This window comes from Nocardia sp. NPDC004415 (genome assembly GCF_053602435.1).
On record NZ_JBSGDP010000019.1, the window covers coordinates 26,606 to 43,733 of the forward strand.

Annotated in this window: 17 protein-coding genes and 1 pseudogene; 10 read left to right on the plus strand and 8 right to left on the minus strand. The window is 70.1% G+C overall.

Going from position 1 to position 17,128, the window contains the following annotated elements; genetic code table 11:
* Positions 1 to 24 precede the first annotated feature (24 nt).
* Positions 25 to 309, minus strand: a complete 285-nt coding sequence (locus ACWEMY_RS11995) for a hypothetical protein (RefSeq protein WP_452390007.1) — start codon at positions 307 to 309, stop codon at positions 25 to 27.
* Positions 306 to 668, minus strand: coding sequence for a hypothetical protein (locus ACWEMY_RS12000; RefSeq protein WP_452390008.1), 363 nt, complete (start codon positions 666 to 668; stop codon positions 306 to 308). Before ACWEMY_RS12000 ends, ACWEMY_RS11995 begins: the two co-directional genes overlap by 4 nt.
* Positions 669 to 796: 128 nt before the next feature.
* On the opposite strand from ACWEMY_RS12000, the pseudogene ACWEMY_RS12005 reads away from it, so the two are divergent.
* From ACWEMY_RS12005 to ACWEMY_RS12015, 3 genes and pseudogenes are all read left to right on the plus strand, one after another.
* Positions 797 to 1,456 (plus strand): annotated as a pseudogene (locus tag ACWEMY_RS12005) (ABC transporter ATP-binding protein); the annotation flags it as partial.
* Positions 1,457 to 1,533: 77 nt separating this feature from the next.
* Complete coding sequence (locus ACWEMY_RS12010) at positions 1,534 to 3,108, plus strand: ABC transporter permease (RefSeq protein WP_452390009.1); 1,575 nt, start codon at positions 1,534 to 1,536, stop codon at positions 3,106 to 3,108.
* A gap of 94 nt (positions 3,109 to 3,202) precedes the next feature.
* Positions 3,203 to 3,580 carry a VOC family protein gene (locus tag ACWEMY_RS12015; RefSeq protein ID WP_452390010.1) on the plus strand — a complete coding sequence of 126 codons (378 nt, stop codon included), beginning with the start codon at positions 3,203 to 3,205 and terminating at the stop codon, positions 3,578 to 3,580.
* A 95-nt stretch (positions 3,581 to 3,675) separates the two neighbouring features.
* Here the strand turns inward: ACWEMY_RS12015 and ACWEMY_RS12020 are convergent, their stop codons facing one another.
* The 3 genes from ACWEMY_RS12020 to ACWEMY_RS12030 are packed head-to-tail and all read right to left on the minus strand — an operon-like array spanning position 3,676 to position 6,814.
* On the minus strand, positions 3,676 to 4,668 hold the full coding sequence (locus ACWEMY_RS12020; RefSeq protein ID WP_452390011.1) for a hypothetical protein: 993 nt from the start codon (positions 4,666 to 4,668) through the stop codon (positions 3,676 to 3,678).
* Positions 4,669 to 4,712: 44 nt separating this feature from the next.
* On the minus strand, positions 4,713 to 6,392 hold the full coding sequence (locus ACWEMY_RS12025; protein ID WP_452390012.1) for an esterase/lipase family protein: 1,680 nt from the start codon (positions 6,390 to 6,392) through the stop codon (positions 4,713 to 4,715).
* Positions 6,392 to 6,814, minus strand: coding sequence for a hypothetical protein (locus ACWEMY_RS12030; protein ID WP_452390013.1), 423 nt, complete (start codon positions 6,812 to 6,814; stop codon positions 6,392 to 6,394). The genes ACWEMY_RS12025 and ACWEMY_RS12030 overlap by 1 nt, the downstream gene beginning before the upstream one ends.
* Before the next feature lie 111 nt (positions 6,815 to 6,925).
* Between ACWEMY_RS12030 and ACWEMY_RS12035 the strand changes: the two genes are divergently transcribed.
* The 4 genes from ACWEMY_RS12035 to ACWEMY_RS12050 all read left to right on the plus strand — a co-directional run bounded on the left by ACWEMY_RS12035 (position 6,926) and on the right by ACWEMY_RS12050 (position 11,421).
* Positions 6,926 to 7,342, plus strand: a complete 417-nt coding sequence (locus tag ACWEMY_RS12035) for a hypothetical protein (protein WP_452390014.1) — start codon at positions 6,926 to 6,928, stop codon at positions 7,340 to 7,342.
* 53 nt (positions 7,343 to 7,395) lie between these two features.
* Positions 7,396 to 9,570 carry a sensor histidine kinase gene (locus ACWEMY_RS12040; protein ID WP_452390015.1) on the plus strand — a complete coding sequence of 725 codons (2,175 nt, stop codon included), beginning with the start codon at positions 7,396 to 7,398 and terminating at the stop codon, positions 9,568 to 9,570.
* 54 nt (positions 9,571 to 9,624) lie between these two features.
* Positions 9,625 to 10,296, plus strand: a complete 672-nt coding sequence (locus ACWEMY_RS12045) for a LuxR C-terminal-related transcriptional regulator (RefSeq protein ID WP_452390016.1) — start codon at positions 9,625 to 9,627, stop codon at positions 10,294 to 10,296.
* Positions 10,297 to 10,389: 93 nt separating this feature from the next.
* Positions 10,390 to 11,421, plus strand: a complete 1,032-nt coding sequence (locus tag ACWEMY_RS12050) for a hypothetical protein (protein WP_452390017.1) — start codon at positions 10,390 to 10,392, stop codon at positions 11,419 to 11,421.
* Between the two features lie 448 nt (positions 11,422 to 11,869).
* On the opposite strand, the gene ACWEMY_RS12055 is transcribed toward ACWEMY_RS12050, so the two are convergent.
* Positions 11,870 to 12,466, minus strand: coding sequence for a hypothetical protein (locus ACWEMY_RS12055; RefSeq protein WP_452390018.1), 597 nt, complete (start codon positions 12,464 to 12,466; stop codon positions 11,870 to 11,872).
* A gap of 327 nt (positions 12,467 to 12,793) precedes the next feature.
* Between ACWEMY_RS12055 and ACWEMY_RS12060 the strand changes: the two genes are divergently transcribed.
* Positions 12,794 to 13,555, plus strand: coding sequence for an Acg family FMN-binding oxidoreductase (locus tag ACWEMY_RS12060; protein ID WP_452390019.1), 762 nt, complete (start codon positions 12,794 to 12,796; stop codon positions 13,553 to 13,555).
* 55 nt (positions 13,556 to 13,610) lie between these two features.
* Positions 13,611 to 14,609: a zinc-binding alcohol dehydrogenase family protein gene (locus ACWEMY_RS12065; protein WP_452390020.1), complete on the plus strand. Its 999-nt coding sequence runs from the start codon at positions 13,611 to 13,613 to the stop codon at positions 14,607 to 14,609.
* Between the two features lie 10 nt (positions 14,610 to 14,619).
* Here ACWEMY_RS12065 and ACWEMY_RS12070 read toward each other — a convergent pair whose 3' ends face one another.
* Positions 14,620 to 15,480 carry a universal stress protein gene (locus ACWEMY_RS12070; protein ID WP_452390021.1) on the minus strand — a complete coding sequence of 287 codons (861 nt, stop codon included), beginning with the start codon at positions 15,478 to 15,480 and terminating at the stop codon, positions 14,620 to 14,622.
* Positions 15,481 to 15,506: 26 nt separating this feature from the next.
* A complete protein-coding gene (locus ACWEMY_RS12075) occupies positions 15,507 to 16,061 on the minus strand; it encodes a hypothetical protein (protein WP_452390022.1) in 555 nt (184 codons plus the stop codon).
* Between the two features lie 141 nt (positions 16,062 to 16,202).
* On the opposite strand from ACWEMY_RS12075, the gene ACWEMY_RS12080 reads away from it, so the two are divergent.
* On the plus strand, positions 16,203 to 17,093 hold the full coding sequence (locus tag ACWEMY_RS12080; RefSeq protein WP_375926229.1) for a universal stress protein: 891 nt from the start codon (positions 16,203 to 16,205) through the stop codon (positions 17,091 to 17,093).
* Positions 17,094 to 17,128 lie beyond the last annotated feature (35 nt).

Here is a 17,128-nt window from a genome sequence, read left to right on the forward strand (position 1 = left end):
CTGAGGTCGGGGTCACACGTCCGATCATCCCAGGTCGGCACATAGGTGCCGGTGGCGGACGAGCTCGCTGGGCGCGACGCCGGTCATCTCCCGGCAGACCCGGGTGGCGGGGAAACCGGCACCCGTTTCGGCGGCGAACAGCCTGCTCAGGCTGCTCTGTGAGAGTGCGACCGCGGCGGCGAGGTCGCGCAGATACAGCTTGTTGGGGAGCACGGCGCCGAGTAGATCGAAGGCGTGCCGGAGCTTGGGCGGGATCGCCTCGGGTGCGGGGGTGCGGCCGCGCAGCGCGGTCAGGACGGATTCGGTCATGGCCTCCAGCGACAGGTCGTCATCGAAACCGGGCGGCGGCTTCGGCAGCGGCGCTCCAGCCTGCGGGGCCTTCGCCCGCGAGGCCGGTCAGTCGGCGGGCATCCGGTGGCGGGGTGCAGGTAGATCGAGAGCGCGCGGGTGGTGTCGGCGGCGGGCGCGAGCGCGTGGCGCACACCGCTCGGGATCAGCACCGCCCGGCAGGTCCGGCTGTCGCGGCCGTCGGAGGCCACGAACTCGCCCGTCAGCGCCACGGTCACCTGCACCGCGGGATGGTGGTGCGGTTGCGTCGAGCCGAAGCGCCCGGCCACCACGAGCCGACCGGGCCCGAGGTGCCAGTCGCCGATCCATTCACCGGTCACGTAGTTAGGTTAACCTAATTCTTGCCTGTTGCGGTTCGCTGAGCTGTTCCCGCGGATGCGCGATTCATACAAGCACGCAACGGGTTCCGCGACACACACTCGCTTCGAGAACGAACGAGGAGGATGTGATGTCGCTGATCATCGAGGTCGAGTCGCTGGTGAAACGCTACGGAAAGACCGTGGCGCTGCGCGGCGTGAACCTGCGGGTCGGGCCCGGAGAAGTGCACGGGTTCCTCGGCCCGAACGGGGCGGGAAAGACCACGACCATCCGGACGCTGCTCGGATTGCTGCGCCACGACAGCGGTGACGTGCGCGTGTTCGGTCGCGACCCCCACCGCGACGCCATGGACATCCACGCGCGGCTGGCCTATGTGCCCGGCGATGTGAACCTGTGGCCCGCGCTCACCGGCGGCGAGGTGATCGACGTGCTGACCGGACTCCGCGGTGGCGTCGATCCGGTTCGGCGCCGCGAACTGATCGAACGGTTCGAGCTCGATCCGAACCGCAAATGCTCCACCTACTCCAAGGGCAATCGGCAGAAGGTCGCGCTCGTCGCCGCCTTCGCCGCCGACGTGGAACTGCTCGTCCTCGACGAACCCACCAGCGGCCTGGACCCACTGATGGAACGCCGATTCACCGAGTCCGTGCGCGAGGCCACCGGCCGCGGCCGGACGGTGCTGCTGTCGAGCCACATCCTGTCCGAGGTCGACAAGCTCTGCGAACGCGTGACGATCGTCCGCTCCGGCGCCACGGTCGAATCGGTGAGTCTCACGCGTCTGCGATCGCTGGCCGGCGGCGACGCCGTGGAGCTCGAAGAGCTCTTCATGCGCCACTACGCCACCGCGGCGACCGGTGGGGTGCGCCGATGACCGGGATCGCGACCGCGCTGAAGCTGGGAATCCGCCTCAACCACCGCGGCCTTGCCGCGGCGATCCTGGCCGTGATCGCGTGCATGTATGCCGGTGTCCGCGGGATCGGCGCGCTGTATCCGACCGCGCGGGAGCGCACCGCCTATGCCTCGATCGCGGCGGATCTGACCTCGCAGAAGGCATTGCAGGGACCCGGCGTCGGTCTCACCACCACCGGCGGGATCGCGGTCTTCGAGGTGGGCTGGTATCTCACGATCGCGGTCGCGTTGATCAATATCGTCGTCGTGATCCGTAATACCCGGGCGCAGGAAGCCGCGGGACGGCTCGAACTGCTGCGGGCGGGACGCTTCGGCGTGCACGCCAACTCCGTCTCGGTGATGGTGCTCGCGGCCGGCGCCGACGTGCTGCTCGGTCTCGGTGTGGCCGCGGCGCTCGCGGCCGCGGGCGCGGGTGGTTCCGGTGCGATCGCGTTCGGGGTCGCGACGGCGGCCATCGGCATCGTGTTCGCGGCACTGGCCCTGGCGGCCGGGCAGGTGACCGAGCATGCCAGAGGCGCGTATGGAATCGCCTGTGGCGCACTGGCGATGGCCTATGTGGTGCGCGCCTGGGGTGACGTCGCCGATGCCGAGGTGATGCGGCTTGTCTCACCGCTGGGTGCGGCGCAGGCCGTGCACCCGTTCGGCCAGACCCGATGGTGGCCGGTGCTCGTCTGTGCCGGGGTGGCGGTGGCCGCGCTGGCGGGTGCGCTGGCGCTCGAACGCATGCGCGACTACGACGCGGGGCTGCTGCGTCCGGCGCCCGGCGCGGCCACCGCGGGTCGGTTCACCCGGACGATCCCGGGACTGATCATCCGCAACGCACGCGCCACCACCGTGATCTGGGCGGCGAGCGCGGCCGGGCTCGGCCTCGGATTCGGTGCCGCGGCCCGCGATGTCGGCGAGGTGGCCGCGGGCACGCAAGGCATGTTGAACCTGCTGGCGGGATTCAATGTGAATGTCCTGGACGGATTCCTGGCGATGTCGGTGCTGTTGCTGACGGTGGCCGCGGGAGGCGCTGTCATCGCCCATGTCTCGGCGTTGCGCACCGAAGAACTCGCCGGGCGCGCCGATCTGCTCCTGTCCGGCACGGTGCGGAAATGGCGGCTGGCCGCCAGCCACATCACCATCTCGGTGACGATCGGTGGCGCGTTGCTGGTGGCCGTCGGGGCGGGACTGGGCGTCAGCCACGGGCTCAGGAGCCAGGATCCGGGTCAGGTACTCCGCCTGCTGCTTGCCTCGCTCGCGCAACTGCCCGCCGTGGTGTTCTTCGCCGGTGTGACGATGGCGGTCGTCGGTCTGATGCCGCGACTGGGGTGGTTGCCGTGGGTCGTCCTGGCCGGTTCGGCGGTGGTGTCGGTGCTGGGGCCGTCGATGAAACTGTCGGCCGCGGTAATGAATTCGTCGGTGTTCGACCATGTTCCGCGCCTGCCGGGTGTGCCCGTGGACATCATCGCGCCGCTCTCGGTGCTCGCTGTCGGGGTGGTGCTCGCGGTGGCCGGGGTAGTCGGATTCGCGCGGCGAGACCTGGACTGAACCTCGTATCAGTACGCGATGCTGAACCGAGCAGTCCTGCCGAACTCCCGCACCGGTTCCGGCTTGACCAGAACACCGAGAAACCGTTTCGGTGATGCTGGTAGGTATGGCAAATCGATGGGTTGGGATCACGATCGACTGTGCGAACCCGACGCGACTGGCATCGTTTTGGAGCGCGATCCTGGGCATTCCCGCGACGGCCGAGCATGGCGATGATCCAGGATGGGCGACGGTCGGCTCGCGGTTCGACGACAGACCGCGCTTGACCTTCCAACGAGTGGCCGAGCCCAAGATCGGGAAGGTCCGCATCCACCTCGACATCGAAGTCGACGACATCGAAACCGGTCGCCGTCAGGTGGAGGACTCGGGCGGCCGCTGGTCCGGCGAACGACACGACTACGACGAAGGAATTGTCCTGGTCATGCGCGATCCCGAGGAGCACGAGTTCTGCCTGGTCCAATACTTCCATTGAGACGCCGACCAAGGACACCCGATCCCTCCGAATCTCGGCTGCTCGGGCTGTGATTCGGCCCGGCTGAGCTCGGATGCCCAGCTGGGTGCAGGCGTCTACAGCAAGGGGCGGTGGCCGCGTTGGATGTTGTCGAGCATGGAGACGACGGTGTCGTGGCGCCGGAGGAGTTCTCGGTCGGCACTGGTGCGTTCGAGGCCGGTGGAGGTGGCCGTGTGGTGGATGCCGGACAGTTCTGTCCGGAGGCTTTCCGACATGGTCTGGATGGTGGTGTCGAGGTCGGTCAGGCGTCGGTCGAGTTGTGTGGACATCGTGTCTATGGCCGAGGCGAGCGAGTGGAAGCCGACGACGAGCAGTCGGTTGGTCTTGCGCTGTTCGAAGATGGTGGCGTAGTGGAAGTTCCGCTGGGCCGTGCGTACGGAGGTGGTCAGGCGCTCGGTGAGGTGGGTGTAGACCGGGAGTGCGCGGAAACTGTGGGAGCCGAACGGGAACGGTGCCACGAGGTCTCCGCGCTCCCGGGACAATTCCTGGTAGTCGGCGGCGAGACGCCGGATCCTGTCGACGTCGTTGCCGAATTCGGCGAGGCAGCGGGTGGCGGTCTCGATCTCGTCCCAGAAGGGGGCGTAGGCATCCTCGTCGTAGTCGATGCCTGCCCGATCCAGCGCGGCCTCGGCATCGCGCAGGTGGGTGGGCAGGCGTTCGAAGGCGGTCAGCGCGGAGGACACGCGGTCGTCGAGCCGCCGGTCGAGCTCCTGTCGGCGCTGTATCCGGCGGTCTCGGTCACGGAGTTCTTCGGCGTGGGCGGCTTCGGTTTCGGCGAGGTGGGATGCGACGTGGCGTGCCGCGATGCGGACGATGTAGAGGGCGATGCCGGCGACGAAAAGCACTGTCGCCCAGTTCGATGCGGCATCGGCCCAGCCGGTGAAACGGGAATGGTTCTTCGAGGGGCGATAGAGATCGGAACCGGAGCTGAGCCACGCGGCGATCGTGCAGACCAGCCAGGCCAGCAGTGAGGCGGCCGCGAGCAGCAGGGAGCCGACCGCGAGCACCCCCGCGCGGTGACCTGTTCGGCGGACTTCTTCGGCGCGCATGCGTTTTCCTTCCGATGGTGGAATGTCGATCGATTGACGGGGGGTCAGCGCAAGCCGACGAAATAGGCCTCCACGATGCGGCGGGTTTCCAGATCCCCTGCGGTACCGCCTACTTCGACCAGCCACCCCTCGGCCGTCTCCCGGTATCCGGGTCCCGGCCCGCGGCTCCAGATCGCCCGGAAAGCGGGGCCACCCGGGCAGAAATAGTGGCCGGCGAGAGCCGGAGTGGCGGCACGAATCGGCCAGGAACCACCGACCCGGATTCGGCACCGCGTGCCGTCGTCGAGGACGACGGCGACCGGCACCGGTTCGGCCGGAGCGACAACGCCCCGCGGTGGCGCGCCCGCCGACCGTCCGCGCACCACCGTGGCGGCGAAAGGGTCACCCAGGCAGGTCACCTCGTAGCCGGCGACCACGCAAGCGTTCGCCCCGGACGCGTCCGGCGCGCAATGGTAGATGCCGTCCTCGACCGACACCGCCGACGCACGACTGGTTCCGCAGTCGACCGGTCCGGTCTCGCGCCGGTCGACCGACCATTCCGGGCCGATCCTGCCGTCGGCGGCGAACGGTCGCAGCGTGACGATCTTCGGTGCCTTCTCCAGCAGGTCGACCTGGGCGCGCAACGCGTCGGCCAGCGCGTCCATCGCGCCGGGGTGGTACACGAGTGGATTGTGTCCGCACGGAAGCAGCGTGGCGACGCTCAGCAGTGTCGCGGCCCGCGCCGGCCACAGTTCATCGGATTCGCTGCCGAAATCCATCAGCGCGTCGTTCACGCGGACCGCCTGAGCGATGGCACGAAGTGCCAGTTCCTTGGTCAGGCCGCCGCCCCGCAGGTGATCCGGTGCCACCTCGGTGTCGTGCCGGCAGGTGATGGTGCGCACCGATCCGTTCGGGGCCGGCGCCTGCTCACCGGGCGGGCCGGAGCCGGGCAGATACCCGATCGCCGAGTAGACCCCGACCTGTCCGTCGCCGCGGATGTCGACATCGTGCAACGGTTCGCCGAGCAGAGTCCGGTGCAGCACAGTGTTTCCCGCGATCTGGCTCACCGGAACGCGCTGGGGTGCATACGGCGGGTACGCACAGCCCTCGGGGAGCCGGCGCTCCCCGTCGTGGCGTGCCAGACAGCGCGCCGCGTGTGATCGCGGGTTCCGCACGAGTGCGGGAAGTCGTCCGGCGAGGAGCTCGTCTCCGGACTGCCATATCGCGGCGGCCGCGGAGCCGCCCCACGCGGAGCCGAGATGTGGCGTGGCGATCGTGACGATTCCGGCCAGCACCGAACCCGCGGCGGGAGAGCCACCGTAGTCCGCGCTCGAGGCGAACCGGGCGGCCAAGCCGCCCATCGAATGGCCGACCACGAAGATCTTCCCCGCCCCGCCGATGTCCTGGTGCGCACGGGATACGCGACGCAGGTACTGCGCCAGACAGCCCGCGATCCGGGGCGAGGCCGCCCACTCGGAATCGGCCGCGGAGTAGTCGAACGACATCAGGTCGAAGGTGTCCGGCACCCGTTCTTCGATCATCTTCGCGGTGACCGGCCATTCGTCGTCGTTCCCGAGCCAGCCGTGCACGAAGACCAGCGGATGCCGGTCCTCGCGCAGCCGGGCGATCTGGTCGGACTGGTCCGAGCTGTCGCACTCCGGTGCCGCGAACACGGTCGGGGGCGCGTGCACCGCCGACCCGAGCAGGATCGCCAGTGCGAGCACCGCGGTCAGCGTTCTGGGCATCACCGCGGCACCGGATGACTGGTCGCGAGCTGCCAGGAACCGTCCCGGAGAACCAACACCATCAGCCAGGACGCGGTGTCGGGTCCGGACGTGTGGATGACGACCGCGGCGGAATCGGCTCCGAGATACCGGACTCCGGCCAGGTCGAACTCCCACGGCGCCGAAGCTGCCAGGGCCGAGAGGGTCTCCGGCGGTGCGACGACACCTTCCGGCAGCAGGATCGAGGACGGCGAACCGGCCATCAGATCGGCATTGATCCGGTCGGCCACCACTCGATCCAGTGGGGGCACACCGTCGGGAGCCGAGCTCGCGCCGAGATCATCGAGGGGATCGGGCGTTCGCTCCGCCGCGCAGCCGGCGGCCGAGACGACTGCGAAGGCGACGACCGCGGCTGCCGCGAACCGTTCCTGCCACATACTCATGACCCCATGCTCGGGTGTCACCGCGCGGCGCGGTATCTGTCGAACGACGGAACGATGCTGTCGGTCGACCGGCGGATATACCGGCGCACCGAATCCGCACAGGATGATTCCATGCGAACGACGATATGGACCTCGATCATCACCGCGGGCGCCCTGGGCATCCCGCTGCTGACCGCACCCGCCGCGCAGGCCGCGGTCCCGTTGCAGACGGCGACGGGCACCAACAGCCTGACCTTCACCTTCGTCAACAACGACAACGACATCACCACCTGCGAGGCCTACGCGGCCGGGCCGGTCTCCTTCCGCACCCCCGCGACCCGCGTGCCCGCACGCAGCACCGCCTCGGTGGGTTTCGTGGACGTGCCCGCGGGCAATTACGTGATCAACTGGTCGTGCCGGGGATTCGAGCAGGGCAAACGGACGGTGACCGTTTCCGGCGCGGCGCTGACCGGGTCGGTCCCGCGTCAGGGTTCCGCGCCGTCGACGCCGGGCGCCGGAGTGGGGACGGGGTCGGCGGGGTCGTCCTGAGCCCGAGGTCGGTCCGGCGGACAAACAGTGTGCCGGTGCGGACAATGTCGATCATGACCATCACCGAACCGCTGACGGTGGCCACGGTTCGGGCCCGGATCGACCGGATCGCGGCGACGATCCTGTGGGGCATCGAGATATCGGTCGCGGTCGTCTACCTCACCCAGCACACGCGGATCGCCGGTACGGGCGTGCACGTGGCGCTGCTGCTGTGGGCGCTGGCCGGATGGTGGCGTGGGCGGTGGCGTCCGGTGTGGGAACTGGGCGTCGTCGCGGTCTATCTGTTGTGTACGCCCTGGCTCGTCGACGGAACCGAATTCACCCACGCGGCAGGCCCGATGCTGGCGGTGGCCGGTACGGCGGTGGTGTCGTTGGCGATGGCACGGCCGCCGCGCTGGTCGGCGGCGGCGACGATCGTGGTCATGGGCGCGTGGGCGATCGGCGCCTCGTTCGTGCCCGGTGTCGAGAGTCCGTGGACGATCTTCAGCCTCGATTTCCTGATCGTGGAGTGGGCCGCCACCGGCGCGTTGCGGGTGCTGGTGCTGCGCGCGGCGGCGTTGACCGACAACGCGGTCGGTGAACTGGCCGCCGCCAGAGTCGAGACCGAAGTGGCCGAGGCCCGCACCGCCGCCGAGGCCGAACAGTGGGCGACACTGCACGATACGGCGGCCTCCACGCTGGCGATGCTCGGTCAGGGTGCGGTCATCGGCCCCGACCGGCTCACCGACCAGCTGCGTCGTGACCTGCGCGCCGTCGAACGGGGCACCGGCCTGATCAGCGGCGGCGATCTCGCGGGGCAACTGCGCCACCAAGCGAAATGGGTGGTGACACCGGTCCTTGTCACCGGCCGCGTGACCGCGCCGCCGGACCCCGAGGTGCAGCAGGCCGTCGTCGCCGCGGTGGGGGAGGCGCTGACCAATGTCGACCGGCACGCCGCGGCCGACAGCGTCGTCGTCGAACTCGGTGACGGTCACGTGCGAGTGCGCGACGACGGCATCGGCTTCGACGTCGATGATCCGGCGGTCCTGACCGGGCGCTACGGCGTGCGTCATTCGATCCGCCGGCGGCTCATGCGAGTCGGTGCCGAGGTCGAGGTGAGTTCCCGGCCTGGGTCCGGCACGACCATCGACATCCGCTGGGGTACCCGGACGGCGGCACCGGTCAGAGCCGATGCCGACCTCGCTCTGCGGTTGCTCCGCGGGTACGGCTACGGGCTGGTCCTCATCGCGGTCCTGGTCACCGCCTTGCAGAGCCACACCGCACTCGCCGCCGCGCACCCGGTGGGGCAGGCCGCGATCATCGCCGGGGCCATGACGGCCACGCTGCTGGCGTTCGCCGACATCCGGTTCGGATTGCCCGAGCCGGTGTGGTGGAGTACCGCGATCGCCGTCGTCGCACTCGGATCCCTGCAGGGGTTGTTGCTGGACACCGCCGATCTGTCGACGAGCAGGAATTGGGCGGTCGCCGCGTTGGGCTGGCAGTTGGCGGCGCTGTCGGTGACCCGCGGCAGCCGGCGAGGATTCGTCCTGCTCGCGGTTCTGTGGGGCGCGGGCCTGGTGACGACCGCGGCGGGCACGGGCATCTGGTCCTCGTCCCTGCTGTACACCGTGATCAGCGTGACCGTCATCCAGGCCGTCGCCATCGGGTTCAGCGACTTCTTGCGCTTCGCTGTCGCCCGGACCGGGCAGATCAGCGCCGAACTCACCGACCTGCGGATCCGCACCGGGGCCAACGACGCTGTGCAGCAGGATCGCCGCGAGCGATACCAGCGCTTCTCGGCCGGTCTGCTGCCGCTGCTGCGGCGCCTCGCCGAGCACCCCGAGACCGCGAGCGACCCGACGACACGGGCGCACTGCCTGCTGGAATCGGTGCGGCTGCGCCGTCTGTTCGGCACCGACGAACCCCGCGGCAATCTCCTCCTCGACGAACTCGCACCGCCCGTGGCGACCGCCGAATCACGCGGTGTGGCAGTGCAGATGCTTGTCGCGGGCCCGATTCCCGAGCTCGATCCCGCAGAACGCACCAGAGTGCTGACCGTGCCGATAATCTTGCTCGCAGGAGCTCGTACCCACGCCAGAATCGTGGTCACCGCCGCACCCGCACAGCCGACCCTGAGTATCACCTGCGACTGTGACGGCGCAGTGCGCCGCGCCGCCGAGAGTGTCGCGCCGGACGGCACGGTGGTGTCCGCCGGTGAATCGGTATGGGCGACAGTCGCGTTGACCTGAACCGGCAGGTCGACGCCGCCCGAGCGAAGGACTGCGCGTGATCGAGGTGACGGTGTGACCGACAGCGCCAACGAGCCCGTGACCGTGGCGGTCGTCGACGATCACGCCGTCGTGCACGCCGGCATCGCCGGCTGGTGCGCCACCGCGAACCCACCGATCCGGTTGCTCGGCAACTACACCGATCCCACGCAGTTCCTCGCCGACCCCGCCGTCGGTCCCGGCACGGTCTCGGCCGTCGTCCTCGACCTCCAGTTCGGCGAGCAGACCGCCGACCTCTCCGCGGCCGCGGCGCTGGTCGGGAAAGGCTTCCGGGTGGTGATCTTCTCCCAGCACACCCGCGGCGACATCGTGCTGGACTGCCTGGACCTCGGTGCCGTCACCTACCTGTCGAAACTCGAAGGGCAGGACCATCTGGTGGCCGCGCTGCACGCCGCGTGCGCCGATCGTCCCTATCTCAGTCCCACCATGGCGCAGGCGATGACGCAGGATCGGCGGCCCAGCAGGCCGGTGTTGTCCCCGCGTGAACGCGAAGTGCTGCTCGCGTGGTTCCAGACCGAGTCCAAAGCCCTTGTCGGACAGCGACTGTTCATCAGTCCGGGCACCGTCAACACGCATCTGGAACGGATCCGCACCAAATACGCCCATGTCGGGCGACCCGCGTCGACCAAGGCGGCCCTGGTCGCCCGGGCGATCCAGGACGGCCTGGTCGATCCCAACGACCTCTGAGCGGAATCGGCGGCGAGGCCACACTCGCGCACAGGTCGCATGTCGGCCGAACGCTCGACAGACGAAACCGTCGATGCGCGCGAGACTTCGAGTATGTCGATCCGAACAGCCACCGGGTGTCTCGCGCCGCTGCTGATGACTCTGCTCGTCTCGTGCTCCGGGATCGATCTCGTCGGTGACGGCCCCGGCATCGCGGCCGGGGCGAAGTGTGTCGATGCGCGCGGGGCGAATTCGACGATCGAGGAGGTGGTCGACGCGATGATGAACGCGCCGTTCACCGACCCGCGAACCGGAACCCGCACCAGCGTGGCGGAGCAGGCGCGGGCGATGGTCGACACGTTCGAAACCCTGACGGACTCGCCGCTGGGGATCGACACCTCGCCGGAGGGCGTCCGGGCCGAGCTCGTCGAGCAGTTGTACACGGCCGTCCCGGCGGGTGGCGACGCGCGCTTCGCCGCGGCGGTCTGCGGCTACGACGCCTCGGTTCTGGGAAAGCTCGGGATGATGTGGCAGGACGAGCAGTCGGTGGCCACCACGCCGCATCTGCTGCGTGCCAGTGGCCGCATGGTGTGCGGTTCGATCGGCGACGACACGGCCGACGCCTATCTCGCCGACATCGACGAACAGGCGGCTGCCGCCCAGGCCGATCCCCGGCGCTTCGTCGACGGCGAAATCCAGACCATCGAGAAGGTCCTGGAGGGATGGAACGACGATCCCGGGCAATCCGAGACCGCCCGGCAGATCCGGACGGACTTCGAGAACTCGGCGCGGATGTTGCGGGAACAGGATCCTCAGCGGATCGCCGACGGCCTGAAGATGTTCCGTGACTTCCAATGGCTCGCCGTCGAACACCTCTGCCCCGCGACGAGTGTGCTCGGCTTCGGCGAGGTCTGCGGGGAGGTGCCGTCACCACTCGGGCACGCGCCGATGACCGTGCGCACACATTCGGGACCGGTGGACTGCGCGCAAGCGCTGCGGATCGTCCGGACGTTCACCACCGAGGGACGGGCCGCGATCTCCCCGTGGACGTGCGCGTACAACTCCGACGCCGACACCGGCGAAACCGTGATGATGTACTGCCACAGCGACCAGGCCCGCATCGTGATCCCGCGCCGCCCCGTGTAGTGCGGCAGGGTCCGTGCGACTCGCCTGGACGAGCGCGGATCGGTCGGGCGGGTGGTGCGGGTGCGTAGGGTTCGGGGTCCGGATCGCCTGGCCGAAAGGGTGCGCTGATGTGGACGAGGATTGTCGCGGGCAGTGTCGCTGTGATCGGGATCGGGATGGGTGCGGTTGTCGTGAGCGCCGGTGGGGTGGCGCAGGAATGCGCGCGTGACGCCGGGGCGGGTGCGTGTGGGGAGGTGGCGCAGGAGCCGTCGCCGCGGACCAAGACCATCACTGTCACCCGGGCACCGTCGGGGAAGCAGACAGCGTCGCCTTCCGGGAAGCGGACGGCTACCCATACCAAACCGCCGATGTCGGAGGCTCCGCGTAAGACCGTCACCAAGACGAGTCCGCCCAGCCGGTAGCGGCCGTCCACGGGGCACCCGCTGCGGGGTGCCCCGTGGAACGGGACTCAGGAGGGCAGCAGGCCGTCGGCGATGATGGCGCCGATGGCCGTTCCGGCGACTCCGCCCGCCACGAATCCGCCGCCGATGGTGGCCGGGCCGGCGGCGCCGAAGGTGGGGAACGCCGCGATGGTGCCGAGCAGGGCGCCGAAGATCGCGCCGACGGTGAAACCGGTGGTCTCGATGAGCACGCGGATGTCGTTGTCGCCCTCGGGGCTGCGCAGCACCACCGGCTGACCGGCGCCGGAACCGGCGGGCCGCGGAGCGGGGGCCGCCTTGCCGTTCACGTGGGTGACGGTGAGCTTGAGCTTGTGGCCCTCCTCGGTGATCTTCGGCGTCAGCGTGAACTTCTTCCCCTGGATCTCGAGCGTCAGCGGCCACTTGTCGATGACGTCACCGTCGTCGTTGGTGACCAGCACCTTGATGCCCTTGCGGTTGAGCGCGAACTCACCGTCGGCCAGCCGGATGACCACACCGGTCCGGTCGCGGGTGTGCCCGACGGCGTAGGCGATCCCCTGATGGTTGCCTGCGGCGATCTGCTGCACGAGGTCGAGATCGCTCAGGTCGACCTTCTTGACGGTGGGAGCGAGTTGAGGAGCAGTCATCGTGTGTCCGTTCGTCGTCGGTCCGAGAGTGCGGCACGGGAATCGCATCGCGCCGCGCTTCGAGTGTGGCAGTCCGGCGGTCGCTGCGATCACGTTTTCCGCCGAACACGATCCTCCAGAATGGGCTGAAAAGTTTTGTGCTGGAACATGATTCGCGAACTGGTCGGTATCGGCTCACGGTGGCGGAGGGTCGACGATGCCGCGTTCGCCGACCGGGTACCGGGTCGACGGGCGGCTGAAGTCCTTTCAGGAGGGGTCCTCGTGCTCTTCTCGGTGGTGGGGCCGCGGTGTCAGGGTGGGTGGTGGCGTCGATGGAGGGCGGACATCATGGACCGGGATTTGCCTGATGGCGGCACTGTCCGGGCGGTGCTGGCGCTTGCCGGGCGGGCGCCGTCGGTGCACAACGACCAGCCGTGGCGTTGGCGTCTCGCGGGGCGGCGTGTGCACTTGTATCTCGATCCGGATCGGGTGCTGCCGGTGGGCGGTCCCGGCGGGCGTGATGTGGTGCTCGGCTGTGGTGCGGCGCTGCATCACCTGGCGACGGCGTTCGCGGCGGCCGGGTGGGCGAGTGTGATCCATCGGCTGCCCGATCCCGCGGACCCGGATCATCTCGCGGCGGTGACGCTGGTGAGTCATCGGCCGACCGAGCAGGAGATCGCCATGAGCGCGGCGATCCGTCGGCGCAGGACGGATCGTCGCCGGTATGCCGCCCGGCCGGTTCCGGCCGGTCATCTCGGATTGCTGAGTGAGCGGGCGCTGGCGCTGGGCGCGGTCCTGCGGCCGGTGGCCGCTCCCGTGCCGAGGCCGGACCACGCGCGCCTGCTGGTGCTGAGCACCTCGTCCGACGACCGGATGTCGCGGTTGCGGGCGGGCGAAGCGTTGAGCGCGGTGCTGCTGACCGCCACCAATATCGGACTGGCGAACTGCCCGCTCACCGATCCGCTCGACATCTCCGGGGCGACGATGCTCGACGGCACCCGCTGTCCGCAGGCCTTCGTTCGCGTCGGCTGGGCGCCGACCAGCGACGAGCCGCTGGTCGCGACGTCACGGCGGCCGGTCGAGGATCTGCTGATGCGCGCCGAGGGGTGAGCCGTCGTGCTCCTACCATGGGCGGTGGGGCACGACACGATCATCGGAGCCGGCGATGCGGATATGGCGAGTCGGGCGACCGGGCCCGGTCGGGACCGGGCCGATCGCGATGGCGGCGGAACCCGTCCCGGTGCCGGGGCCGGGGGAGTTGCTGGTGCGGGTGCTCGCGTGCGGGGTGTGCCGGACCGACCTGCATGTGGTCGAAGGGGATCTGCCGGTGCGTCGCCGGCGGGTGACGCCGGGGCACGAAGTGGTGGCCGAGGTGGTGTCGGTGCCGGACGGGTGCGACGGTGTCGCCGTCGGTGACCGGGTCGGGGTGCCGTGGCTGCGCCACACCTGCGGGGTGTGCCGCTACTGCCTGCGCGGCGCGGAGAATCTGTGCGGGCAGTCGCGGTACACGGGCTGGGACGCCGACGGTGGCTACGCCGAATTCACCACGGTCCCTGCTGATTTCGCGTTGCCGCTGCCGGCCGGGTACGGCGACGAGGAGCTGGCGCCGCTGCTGTGCGCCGGGATCATCGGATATCACGCGCTGGTCCGCGCCGAGGTCCCCGACGGTGGGGTGCTGGGTATCTACGGATTCGGTGGCAGCGCCCACCTCACCGCGCAGGTCGCGATCGCCCGTGGCGCCCGGGTGCACGTGATGACCCGGGGCCGGGCAGCGGCGGAACTCGCCCTCGCCCTCGGTGCGGAGTCGGCGCGCGGACCGGCCGATCCACCGCCCGAGCCGCTGGATTCGGCGATCCTGTTCGCTCCGGTCGGCGAGCTGGTGCTGCCCGCTCTGGAGGCGCTCGACAGCGGCGGCACCCTCGCGATCGCCGGAATCCATCTCAGCGACATCCCCGCGATGAACTATCAGCGCCACCTCTTCCGGGAACGTCAGCTGCGCAGCGTGACCTCCAATACGCGAGTCCAGGCCAGGGAATTCCTCGACCTCGCCCGACACCACCGGCTCGCGGTGTCCACCCACCGCTACCCGCTCGACCACGCCGACCGGGCCCTGGGCGACCTGGCGGCGGGCCGGTTCGACGGGGCGGCGGTGCTGGTGCCGTGACGCGCGGGCGTCAGGGCTGGGTCTCGGGCCGGGCGACGATGAGCGGGCAGTCGGCACCGTGCAGTACGGCGTGGGCGACCGAACCCAGCGTCATCCCCACGAAACCGCCCCGCCCGTGGCTGCCGACCACGATGAGCTGGGCGTCCTCGGCCGCGCCGAGAACGGCGGCGGCGGGCCGCTTCTCGACGACGACCCGTTCGACGGCGACATCGGGATACTTCTCGGCGTAGCCGGCCAGGCTCTCGGCCAGCAGCGCCTCGGCCTGGGTCTGCATCGTGGGCCGCGCGTCGTAGCGGAAGAACTCCGACCAGGCGTGCACCGCGACCAGGCGGGCGTCGCGGCGGGCGGCCTCGTCGAAGGCGATCGCGACCGCCTCGGCACTGCACTGCGAGCCGTCGACACCGACGACCACCGCGCCACCGGTGCCGGGGTCGGTCTCCGGGATCACCGCCAGCGGGCATTCGGCGTGCCGGGCCAGCGAGGTGCTGACCGAACCGAGCAGCGTGCGCCGCAGCGCACCCAACCCCCGGCTGCCCACGACGAGCAGCAGCGCCGACCTGCTCTGCTCGCGCAGCACGGCGACGGGCGGACCCTCCTGGGCGACGGTCGAGATCGTGACATCGGTGTGCTCGGCGGCCTGGGTCGCCGCGGCGGCCACCACGGACTCCCCGTGCGCGCGCAGACGTTCGGTGTCGAACAGCGGCGCGACCACGCCGGGCCCGAAGTCGACCGGGACATCGATGGCGTAGACGATCCGCAGGGGTGCGCGGTGCCGGTGCGCGTACTCGGCGGCCCAGCGCAGGGCGACACGCGACTGCTCGGATTCGTCGACGCCGACCACGACGCAGCGGTGCGGGTTTCCAGTGGACATGACGGGTGCCTTTCTCGGTGCCGGGATCAGTTCGCCGGGAGTGCGGATCGGGTCGTGGCCAGCTGCGCGGCCCACCGGGTGGCCCGGCCGAGTTCGCCGGTGCGCAGCGGTCCGGTCATGCCGTCGACGTAGAAGTCGGCCGGGGGCACCACCAGCTCGTAGCCGAGGCGGCGCAGGCGATTGCCGATGCCCTTCGCGGCCGAGCCGGGCAGCCACGGCGGTCGGGCGATCTTGGTGCCGAACGCGGCGGCGAAACGCGCGGCGGGCAGGGGCAGCGCGGCGTCGAGCCATTCGCGCACGCCGACGCCGATCTCCACCGGGGCATCGGTGCGGTCGGCGGCGTCGCGGCGGGTCGCGGCGCGGCTGAGCCCGAAGGCATGGGTCGGGGCGCCGACCACGAGCAGGTCGACCTGGGGCGCGGGCTTGCTCGCTGCCACGGCGACCGGGCACATGATCACCTCGACGTGCGGGCGCAGGCCCGCGGCGACGGCTTCGGTGACCGCGGCGGTGTTGCCGAACATGGATTCGTAGACGATCAGTGCGCGCATCATCTTCCTCGATTCGGTGTAGGGCGCGATCACACTCACCAGCCTCGCGGGTGCGGCCGGGCCGGGGCAGGGGCGAAGGTCCACCCGGACGGGGACCTTGGCCCCTGACCGGGCGGCCCGGACACGACGATGCTCGAAGTCGACAGGGGATCGTGACGAGGAACAGGAGCGATGATGAGCGACAAGGAACACCGTCCCCCGCTCGTGCTGGCCGCGGTCGACGGGTCGTCGAGCTCGTATCAGGCCGCGGCATGGGCGGCGGCCGAAGCGGCCCTGCACCACCTGCCCCTGCACCTGCTCACCTCGGGCGCGATCCAGACCGGGATGGGGCCGGGCATGTCGCTGGGCGAGGCGGATCTGGAATGGCTGCGCGACGACGCCGAACGGGTCGTCGGGGAAGCCGAACGGGTCGCGCGCGACGCGGTACCCGACCAGGACCTCACGATCACCACCGAGGTGAGTTTCGAGCTGGCCGCGCCGCTGCTGATCGAGCGGTCCCGGGACGCGCGGATCCTGGTGGTCGGCTCCCGCGGGCTCGGCGCGTTCCAGCGGGGACTGCTCGGCTCGGTCAGCCGCGCGGTGGCCCAGCACGCGCACTGCCCGGTCGCGGTGATCCACGGTATGGCGGCGATCGATCCGGTCTCGGCGAAACTGCCGGTGCTGGTGGGTGTCGACGGCAGCGCCAACAGCGTGCCCGCGGTGGAGCTGGCCTTCGACGAGGCCTCCCGGCGCAAGGTCGAGCTGGTCGCGCTGCACGCCTTCAGCGATTCCTCCGCGCTGGATCTGCCCGCCTTCGGCTGGGAGGTCGGCAGGCAGACCGCCGAGGCCGACCTCGCCGAGACCCTGGCCGGCTACAGCGAGCAGTATCCGGACGTGCCGGTGCGGCGCATCGTCGTCGCCAACCGCCCGGTGCGGTCGCTGCTGGACGAATCGATGTCGGCGCAGCTGCTGGTGGTCGGCAGTCGCGGCCGGGGCGGGTTCTCGAGCATGCTGCTCGGGTCGACGAGCAACGCGCTGCTGCATTCGGCGGAGATCCCGACTATCGTCGTGCGCGACCGTCGCTGACGAGACGATCGAGCTCCCCTCCGGACTGTTGCCCC